Consider the following 8,360-nt stretch of genomic DNA (forward strand, 5'->3'; position numbering starts at 1 on the left):
CCGTGCTTACGCAGCATGAGGCTGAGGGTAGTCGACTCGCCCCCAGGGATGATCAAGCCTTGGCACTTGCGCAGCTGCTCCGCTGTCTTGACCAACAGCGGCGCCACGTCCAGTTGCGCCAGCATCTGCTGATGCTTCTCGAAATCGCCCTGCAGAGCCAGGACGCCGATCCGCGGTTGCTTCACCCTGACCCTCCTACCATCCGCGCACAGCCATGCGCTCTTCCTCGGGCAGGCTGGCGACATCGATGCCACGCATCGGTTCGCCAAGGCCTTCGCTCACCCGCGCGATCAGGTCAAAGTCCAGATAGTGGGTGGTGGCCGAAACGATGGCCTTCGCTCGCTTGGCAGGATCGGAGGACTTGAAAATGCCGCTTCCCACAAACACCGACTCGGCGCCCAGTTGCATCATCAACGAGGCGTCCGCTGGGGTGGCCACTCCTCCGGCGGCAAAGTTGGGCACAGGCAGCCGACCGTGTTCCTTGACGTAGCGCACCAGTTCCACCGGCGCTCCGAGGCGTTTGGCCTCTGCCACCAACTCCTCGTCGCCCAAAGTGGTGATGCGCCGGATGGCCGACTGCACCATGCGCATGTGGCGCACCGCTTCGACTATGTTGCCGCTCCCGGCCTCGCCCTTGGTCCTGATCATGGCCGCTCCCTCGGCGATGCGGCGCAAGGCCTCTCCCAAATCCCGGCACCCGCAGACAAACGGCACTTTGAACTTCCACTTGTCGATGTGGTGTTCCTCGTCGGCCGGCGTCAACACCTCACTTTCGTCGATGAAATCCACGCCCAAGGCCTCGAGCACCTGCGCCTCGGCGAAGTGGCCAATGCGACATTTGGCCATGACCGGAATGGAGACCGCCTTCTGAATGGCCTTGATAACCGCCGGGTCCGACATCCGCGCTACGCCACCTTGGGCGCGGATGTCGGCCGGTACGCGCTCCAGAGCCATGACCGCCACCGCGCCGGCGTCCTCAGCGATCCTTGCCTGCTCGGCGTTAGTCACGTCCATGATCACCCCGCCCTTGAGCATCTCGGCGAGGCCGACCTTCAACTTCATGTCTTCGGCTGTTTTCATCTATCAAAACCTCTCTACAAGACCCTTGCCCTGTTTGTTGAGCGTGCTAAATATATCAAATCGGGGGGCAAAGTGCAAGGAGCAATCGTGGTGCGGATGGAGGCAGGCAACTCCTCCCGGGGCTGCGGTCACCGCCAGAGCTGTGAGGAACAGGCCCGGCCTTCTGCCTCCTGAACCTTCCCTGCGCCACCTCAGGCCGAATGCGCTTCGGAGAACGGGCGTGCATCGCCTTCATGCGATGCACGCGGCCCCGAGGCCGCGTACCGAAGGGACTCCCGAACCCCGCAAGGCATGAAGGCATTGCGCTCCGACCCAACCTTCAGGACTGAAAGCCCGCTCTTCCCCGAGTCGCAGTACGTGAAGGCACCAAGCTCCAACTGCGTCCCGGGCGCCGCCTCTCAGCTACGCGGAAGCCGCAATTCATCAAAGCAAAAGGAAGTCCGACGACGAAAGAGTTCGTCAACGACGCTTCCCGCGTCGCTTTACGGCAGGAAGAGCTCAGTCAGCCGGTCACCCACGGCCATCAGGCTGGGCTCATTGCGGTTGGTCAACACGATCACACTGAAGCGATCGTCCGGGTAGCGCTGGATTAGAGTGGCAAAGCCGCAAGTGCTCCCGGTGTGGTGCATGCGCCGCCGGCCACGATAGACGTCCAGCCGCCAGCCATGGCCGTAGGCGGTGCTTGTGCCGTCGTTCAACAGGCCAGGGGTGAAGGCCCTCTCAAGCGTTTCAAACGAAACAAGGCGTTCGTCGTACAGCGCCTGGTCCCATCGCAAAAGGTCGCGCAGCGAAGAGTAGATGCCGCCGTCACCGAGCACGGCACTGGTAGGGCTCTGGTCCCGAAACACAAAGCCGCCTTCGGCAAGGACCTGGTAACCGTAAGACCTACAAAGCACAGGCGGCCCATTTTTCTCGTAGGCAATCGTCGAAGTCATGCCCGCCGGGATGAACACGTTCTCACGGAGAAAGTCGGCGAACCGCTTCCTTGACACCTTCTCCACCACCATGGCCAAGACAGCATAGCCGGAATTGCTGTAGCGAAACTGGCTCCCCGGCGGAAAGTAGGTGGAATCTTGTTCCATCATCATGCGCAGCACGTCAGCGTCACTCACCTGCCACCTCATCGTATCGGGGAGCAGGGACTCGTAGTCGATGAGCCCAGATGTGTGGTGGAGCAGATGGTCGATGGTGACTGCATCTCCATAGGGCGGAAAAGCTGGAAAAATCTCCCGCAGGGTCTGGTCGTAGCGCAACAGCCCGCGCTCGGCCAAGATCATGATGCACATGGCAGTGAACTGCTTGCTCACTGAGGCCAGGCGGAAGTTGGTACACTCCCGCACCGGCTGCCTCTGTTCAAGGTTTGCGAGTCCATAGCAACGGGTGACGATGGGGTGCCCCTTGTGGATGACCATGACCGCAGCGCCCGGCACCTGGCCGCTGTACGCACGGAAGAACTCATCCACCTGGCGCAGCTTCGTGTTCGCACAGCCGCACGCGAAAAAAGCGCCTGCCAATGCCACGCTCAACCAGGCTTTGCTCAGCATCCACCAGTCTCTGCAGTCCATTGACCTGCCCTCCGGCTGCGGCTTCTACCTGAGAAGCACGCAATGGCCTGCAGTCGTCTTCCCGCACGCCTGGAGGCGATAGGTGTACACGCCCGCGGGCAGAGCGCCCGGTTTCCACACCACCTCCGTGTATCCGGCCGGCACATAGCCATCTTCCCGGGCAAACACCTGCTGCCCAAGCGCATTGAAGATAGTCAACCTCATCGGCCCAGGTGCCGGCACCTGGCAGCGAAAGGTAGCGTAGGGGTTGGACGGATTCGGGTAGACCTGCACAGCGAGGGAACGGCTTTCGGGCAACCATCCTTCGGGGGCAGAAGTAGAGCGCAAGCCAAGGATCGCGCAGGCCTGGGCCAACATCCTGTCCATGGCGTACAGGTGTTTCATGTGGTCATCGGCCGTCTCACCTAAGTAGCCCCGGAGATGGAACTGCCCCGTATCGCAGCGCGAGTACTGGAAGCCGATTTCGTCGGTAAACGAACAGGGTACGCGCTGCGCGCCGATTCCGGCAATGAGGTAATCGGCCGTCTGGGTGGTGGACTGATACCCGGCCGTCTTGATGCTAGAGTGCGTGAGGAGCATCACCTTTCTGCCGGCAGCCGCATCGCGGGCCAGTCGCAGAAAGTCAGCCATTTGCGCAGCCATCAGGCCGGGGTCAGAATTGCAGTGGAGCCCGTCGGCGAGCGTGAGGGCGTCGAGCCGAGCGTAGTAGGCAGTGTTCTTGAGGACTTCGCGCACGCCAGCATAGCCGGCGCTGAAGGAGGTCACAATGAGCCATCCCACGCGAGGTGTGGGGACGATCCCCCGGCCCGCCAACTCGCGAAGCGCAACGTCCAGAATCGCCGCAAAGCGACTCTGGTCAGAGAAGTAATTCTGGTAGGGACTGGAGAGGGCGCCAAGGTGAATGTTCACCAGTGCGGCGTTAACGCGTGCCTTATAGACCTGGTTCTCTGCAGCCCACGAAGCGCCATGCAGGTGCACCACCAGCACGATGCCTCCATCACCCGGAGGCTCGAAGTAGTCGGGCACGAACAGTTGGGCAAACTGGCCACTCGCCCTGCTCAAGCGCAAGGAATCGGTCAAGTCCACCCGAATGCCCACGCCGACTCCCTGCCCCAAAGTCGCTGCGGCGCCCACCAGCCACAGGATGCAGCAGGCCAAAGCTCTCCTCATCTGCACCTCCCGCAATGTATACACAGCAATTGCCCCAGCCGCGAATCCCCCCACGACTTCCGCATGGGACAGGCAGTGGCTTCAACTAATGCGTTTCAGGATTTCCTGTAGGCGGTCAAAGACCATCGCCGCGTACAGGTGGTTGCCGTGCGCCGTGAGGTGAATTCCGTCTTCTTGGACAAAATCCGCAAGCTTGACATCCCACTCGCTCATCATCATCGGCAGGTCAATCACTGGCGCCTTGAGCTCGGCGGCCAGCAGCCGCACTGCGTCGTTGTACGGCTGGAGGTTGGCATGGAGCGTTCGCCCATTTCCCTGGGGCAGTTTGGCGCGGGAAAGAGGGTGGTTGACCACGAACACGCACACCCCCTTGTTCGCCCGGCATATGCGATGAAACTCCCGCAGGTTCTTCTTGTACTCCTCCACACCTACGGCCGGCACCCGCCTCCATGTCGGATGGTTGCAGTCATTGATGCCGAATTCCACCACCAGCACCCCAGGCAGAAGTGGCAACACATCGTCCGCAAAGCGCGCTAAAGCATTGGCGGTGGTGTTACCTCCCACCCCGCGGTTGAAAACCCGGTAGGTTCCGACCCGCCAGTCATCGAGGGCAATCTGCAACACCGTCGGCCAGCGGTCGCCCTCCGAGCGGTCGGCAGCCTGAGTGATGGAGTCTCCAAAGCAGATGATGTTCACGTGTTCTCCTCGAGTATGCCCCCTCGGGCTACATCTCCCCGGAAAGAGCCTCCAGGTCGGCGAGCACCTCCTCGGCATGCTTCTCCGGTTTCACGTTCTCGTACACTTTCGCGATGCGACCGTCAGGGCCGATGAGGAACGAGGTCCGCATGGTCCCCATGAATTCTCTCCCCATGAACCTCTTCTTGCCCCACACGCCGTAGAGCTGCACGACTTCTTTCGTCTGATCGGCCAGAAGAGGAAACGACAGACGGTACTTGGCAGCAAACCGGGCATGGGAAGCCACCGAATCGCCGCTGACGCCCAAGACTTGCGCACGGAGCTTGTCAAAAGACGGAAGCTGGTCCCGAAATGCACACGCCTCCTTGGTGCATCCCGGAGTGTCGTCTTTTGGATAGAAGTACAAGAGCACCCAGCGCCCGCGATAGTCAGAGAGGCGATGTACCACGCCATTCTGGTCGGAGAGTACAAAATCAGGAGCAGGGTCACCAGGTTTCAGTTTCATGAGTCCCTCCTCAGCAAGCACAGTTCAACTCGCGTGCAAGGGCGTCATTAGTCTCCCCAGAACCAGATCCCTCCACGGTTATTGAGGTAATAGAACTCGTCGTTCAAGATCCTGCGGTGAAGTATCTCTTCCTCGGCCAGTTTCTGGAACATGGCCTTCCCCTGGGGATCATCGGTCCGGGTGGCCAGGGAGCGATAGCGCTCGTAGGCCTGGGTTTCGGCCTCGATGGCCATTTGGAGAATGCTGAGCGCATCCTCCTTGTTCGGCTCAATCTTGCCCTCGACCTCGGCCTTGGGGCGATAAGGCGCAAAGCTTGTCCCTTGGTAAGTGGTGAAGGTGCCGGAGGAAGTGAGTGAGCTTCTCAACTCGGCCAATGCGTCGTAGTGGCTCTGCTCAAAGTTGGCGAGTTGCGTCAGCAAGTCTCTGCCGCGCTCGCTCGCCACCTTTGCTGCGGACTCGGCGTAGAACTGCTGCGCTTTCTTCTCCGCCTCCATGGCCAGGTTGATGGCGTCCATGATTGTCATCTGCTGCCCCATGCTCCTGCCTCCTTTTCTGCTACGTGCACCCTGCGGTTAGAACTTGCCGTCCATCTGGAATTCCGGGATGCCGAGCCAAAAACCGGTGTGGTTGATGTGGTCCAGCTCCGCCTGGATCAAATCGTAGTGCGTGTCTTCCCATTCAGCAAGGCGCAGGAACATGGCCTTTGCTTCGGCGTTGCCGGTCCTGGCTGCTTGCTCCCGGAAGAAGGCTGCGGCCTTCCTTTCCAGATCGAGGGCGGTCTGCAGTGCGTCCACCTCTGCTAAGCCCGATTCGCCTCTGGTCTTGAGCTGCTTCTCTCTGATGGCCGGGGCGATGCGCTCCACCTCAGACCTTGGGATCTCCACCTGTCTGAAGGGCTGGCCTTCCAGCATGGCGCGCCACTGCCGCTCAATAATCTTGCGGTGCTCATGCTCATCCATGGCCAAGCGGATGAACATGTTCTTGCCGGTGATGTCTTTGGTCTGCCTTGCAAACTTGAGAAAGGTGGTGAGCCCCTGATCCTCGATCTCAAGTGCGGTCTGCAAGGTCGTTGCCAGTTCGCTCGCTTCGGATGACATGGTCCCTCCTCTCGCCACCTCGGTGGTGCTGCCCGATATGGCTCGCAACTCTTCTCGCTGCCCTGCCCAAAGGCTTGTTTTTCCCTCAATAAGCCGACTCGCTTCGGGCTACCGGATCCCGGGGCGTCAAATGTCCAATGTGCGCTCCACTGGGCGCCGCTCAGGAATTTGCACGTGCGGCACCTTGCCGTCGATCCAGTCCTGGGACACATACAACCAGCAGTAGCAGGCACCGTACTCTTCGATGTCCGGCTTGGCGTATTCGCAAGGGCAGACGATGTCTCGATCCTTCTGAGGGTCGCCAGTGGCAGGCCGGCACGGACAGGTGCGCAGGCCATAGCGCTCGCCGTTCTTCAGCAAACCCTCCAGCAAGGGCCGGACTATTTCCCAATCCGGGTTAAGGATCAGCCCGCGCGTCGGTGCAAACTTTTTCAAGCTCTCGTAATACTGCTCCACTGTCATAGGTCGAGGACCTCCTTCACGCCGTCATAGTCTTCGCCAATCACCGCCATGTCGCCCACAACCAGCGTTGGAAACGACAGCCGCGGATTGATGGGCTGCAGGAAGCGCAGCACCGGCCGCTTCTCCTCGGGCGGCAGCAAGTCATAGTCCACCACCTTCGCCTGCACCTTGTGCTCCTGCAGGAACTTTTTCATCCGCTGACAACGCGGACAGGTGCTCAGGGCAAACAAAATGGGGATCCGATTGGCAACTTCGTGTTCGTACATGATACCTCCCGGTTCTTCTTGCGGTCACCTGCCAAGGGCTACTTTAGGACCTCTTCCGCCGTGAAGGCACGATAGGGACTCAACTGTTCCAAGATGTCGTCGAAACGCCTGCTCCGCTCGGCGATGACCTCCGCCAGGATGACGCCCAGACCAGGGCCGAGCATGAAGCCCTGCCCACACATACCCACGGCAAGGAGGAGATTGTCAAACTCTTGGCTAAAGCCGACAATCGGAAAGCCATCAGGCGTCATGGGGTAAAGGCCGCGCCACGTGCGGCGCACACGCAGATGGCGTAGCCTGGGGTAAAGGGCCACCATTCTACGCACCACCAGAGGGAGAAAGGCCGAGGTACAATCGCAGTCCTTCCCCGGTATTGGAGGACAAGGGGTGATGCAGAAGACCACCTGTCCCTCTTTGTTTTGATAGAAGTAGTAGTTGGCCGACTCCTGGTCAGACCTGGTGTCCACCACCATAGGCCGAAACAGAGGTTGTACCGGTTCGGTAATTCCTGCCTCGTGCGAGTCCGGGAAAACGGGCACATCGAGCCCGAGAAGAGCGGCCGTGTCTCGGGCGTCGGCGCCTGAGGCATCAACCACCATGGTACAAGGGTAGGTGGCCCGGTCTGTGCGCACTGCTGTCAGGCGCGTGCCCTCCGTGCGGAAACCCACCACCTCTTCGCGAAAAGAAAACTTGGCGCCTGCCGCGCGGGCCAGCTGGTAGTAGGCCGCCGCCACCTTCAGTGGAGAGGCCGAGCCATCCTCCGGGGAATAAGTGCCGCCGCGCAGCCCTTCGCGATTGATGCCGGGCACTAGCGCCTCCACCTCATCGGGCCCAATCCAGTCGATGTGCAGGCCATACCGCTTCTGTAGGGTCAGCAGGCTCCTCAGCGCGCGCTCTTTTGCCTCGTCATAGGCAGGAAAAAGGTAGCCCCCCTGCACCCAGTCCACGTCGATGCCATGTTCTTCCTTCATGTGGCGGATCAGTTCCAATGAGCGCAGGCAGATCCTGATCTTCGCCGGTTCAGAATGGGTGGCGCGCATGCCGCCGATCGCCGCCCTGTTCTGTCCCCTACCGGGCGAAGGCTCCCGGTCGATGACCCTCACCTTCACGCCCTTATGGGCCAGGTAGTAACTGAGGGGCAGCCCAACACTCCCTGCGCCAATGATGACCACATCCGCTCCGCTGTCCACAATTCGCTCCTACAGGATGACTTCTTCCAGCTCAACGGCCCTCGTTGAGGATGGCCGACATGGGTACTTCCACGGTGAGCGGTCTCACCGTCCCCTTGGTGACGCTGTTCCAATCGACACCGGCCATGGCAAACGCTCGTGCCAACACCTGCGAACAGTTCTTGCCGCCGCATGCGCCCATTCCCACGCGCAACACCTTCAGCTGGTTGACGTCAGTGACGTGATGGGTTTTGATAAAATCCACCACCTCTCCCAGCGTCACCATCTCGCAGTGGCAGACCAGGCCCTCCGCGGGTGCGTAAGTAAGGGAGGCGGTTGGCAAGGGCAAG

The 8,360-nt window shown here is 60.6% G+C and carries 12 protein-coding genes; all 12 read right to left on the reverse strand.

The window, feature by feature from the left end; genetic code table 11:
- On the reverse strand, positions 1–245 hold a 245-nt coding region (locus H5U38_02105), incomplete at its 3' end, for a hypothetical protein (GenBank protein MBC7185805.1).
- On the reverse strand, positions 196–1,080 hold the full coding sequence (pdxS, locus tag H5U38_02110) for a pyridoxal 5'-phosphate synthase lyase subunit PdxS (protein ID MBC7185806.1): 885 nt from the start codon (positions 1,078–1,080) through the stop codon (positions 196–198). The genes H5U38_02105 and pdxS, both read right to left, overlap by 50 nt.
- A 482-nt stretch (positions 1,081–1,562) precedes the next feature.
- The gene (locus tag H5U38_02115) at positions 1,563–2,645 is read right to left on the reverse strand and encodes a beta-lactamase family protein (protein ID MBC7185807.1); all 1,083 of its coding nucleotides are present in this window, start codon (positions 2,643–2,645) and stop codon (positions 1,563–1,565) included.
- 24 nt (positions 2,646–2,669) lie between these two features.
- Positions 2,670–3,815, reverse strand: coding sequence for a T9SS type A sorting domain-containing protein (locus H5U38_02120; protein MBC7185808.1), 1,146 nt, complete (start codon positions 3,813–3,815; stop codon positions 2,670–2,672).
- A gap of 81 nt (positions 3,816–3,896) precedes the next feature.
- Positions 3,897–4,511: an SGNH/GDSL hydrolase family protein gene (locus H5U38_02125; protein ID MBC7185809.1), complete on the reverse strand. Its 615-nt coding sequence runs from the start codon at positions 4,509–4,511 to the stop codon at positions 3,897–3,899.
- Between the two features lie 28 nt (positions 4,512–4,539).
- Positions 4,540–5,016 carry a thioredoxin-dependent thiol peroxidase gene (bcp, locus tag H5U38_02130; GenBank protein MBC7185810.1) on the reverse strand — a complete coding sequence of 159 codons (477 nt, stop codon included), beginning with the start codon at positions 5,014–5,016 and terminating at the stop codon, positions 4,540–4,542.
- A 47-nt stretch (positions 5,017–5,063) separates the two neighbouring features.
- Positions 5,064–5,552, reverse strand: coding sequence for a ferritin family protein (locus H5U38_02135; protein MBC7185811.1), 489 nt, complete (start codon positions 5,550–5,552; stop codon positions 5,064–5,066).
- A gap of 36 nt (positions 5,553–5,588) precedes the next feature.
- A complete protein-coding gene (locus H5U38_02140) occupies positions 5,589–6,113 on the reverse strand; it encodes a ferritin family protein (protein MBC7185812.1) in 525 nt (174 codons plus the stop codon).
- A gap of 126 nt (positions 6,114–6,239) precedes the next feature.
- Positions 6,240–6,575 (reverse strand): ferredoxin:thioredoxin reductase, encoded by a 336-nt coding sequence (locus H5U38_02145; protein ID MBC7185813.1) that lies wholly within the window; start codon positions 6,573–6,575, stop codon positions 6,240–6,242.
- Positions 6,572–6,841 (reverse strand): glutaredoxin family protein, encoded by a 270-nt coding sequence (locus tag H5U38_02150; GenBank protein ID MBC7185814.1) that lies wholly within the window; start codon positions 6,839–6,841, stop codon positions 6,572–6,574. The genes H5U38_02145 and H5U38_02150 overlap by 4 nt, the downstream gene beginning before the upstream one ends.
- Positions 6,842–6,879: 38 nt before the next feature.
- The gene (locus H5U38_02155) at positions 6,880–8,031 is read right to left on the reverse strand and encodes an FAD-binding oxidoreductase (protein ID MBC7185815.1); all 1,152 of its coding nucleotides are present in this window, start codon (positions 8,029–8,031) and stop codon (positions 6,880–6,882) included.
- 31 nt (positions 8,032–8,062) lie between these two features.
- Positions 8,063–8,275 (reverse strand): hypothetical protein, encoded by a 213-nt coding sequence (locus tag H5U38_02160; protein MBC7185816.1) that lies wholly within the window; start codon positions 8,273–8,275, stop codon positions 8,063–8,065.
- Positions 8,276–8,360 lie beyond the last annotated feature (85 nt).

This window comes from Calditrichota bacterium (genome assembly GCA_014359355.1).
Lineage (GTDB): Bacteria > Zhuqueibacterota > Zhuqueibacteria > JANLFK01 > Oleimicrobiaceae > Oleimicrobium.

What these genes read in the sequence shown, in the direction of transcription:
- pdxS (MBC7185806.1), bottom strand. Translation starts at nt 1,080, where the DNA reads ATGAAAACAGCCGAAGACATGAAGTTGAAGGTCGGCCTCGCCGAGATG.
- H5U38_02115 (MBC7185807.1), bottom strand. Translation starts at nt 2,645, where the DNA reads ATGGACTGCAGAGACTGGTGGATGCTGAGCAAAGCCTGGTTGAGCGTG.
- H5U38_02120 (MBC7185808.1), bottom strand. Translation starts at nt 3,815, where the DNA reads ATGAGGAGAGCTTTGGCCTGCTGCATCCTGTGGCTGGTGGGCGCCGCA.
- bcp (MBC7185810.1), bottom strand. Translation starts at nt 5,016, where the DNA reads ATGAAACTGAAACCTGGTGACCCTGCTCCTGATTTTGTACTCTCCGAC.
- H5U38_02135 (MBC7185811.1), bottom strand. Translation starts at nt 5,552, where the DNA reads ATGGGGCAGCAGATGACAATCATGGACGCCATCAACCTGGCCATGGAG.
- H5U38_02140 (MBC7185812.1), bottom strand. Translation starts at nt 6,113, where the DNA reads ATGTCATCCGAAGCGAGCGAACTGGCAACGACCTTGCAGACCGCACTT.
- H5U38_02145 (MBC7185813.1), bottom strand. Translation starts at nt 6,575, where the DNA reads ATGACAGTGGAGCAGTATTACGAGAGCTTGAAAAAGTTTGCACCGACG.
- H5U38_02150 (MBC7185814.1), bottom strand. Translation starts at nt 6,841, where the DNA reads ATGTACGAACACGAAGTTGCCAATCGGATCCCCATTTTGTTTGCCCTG.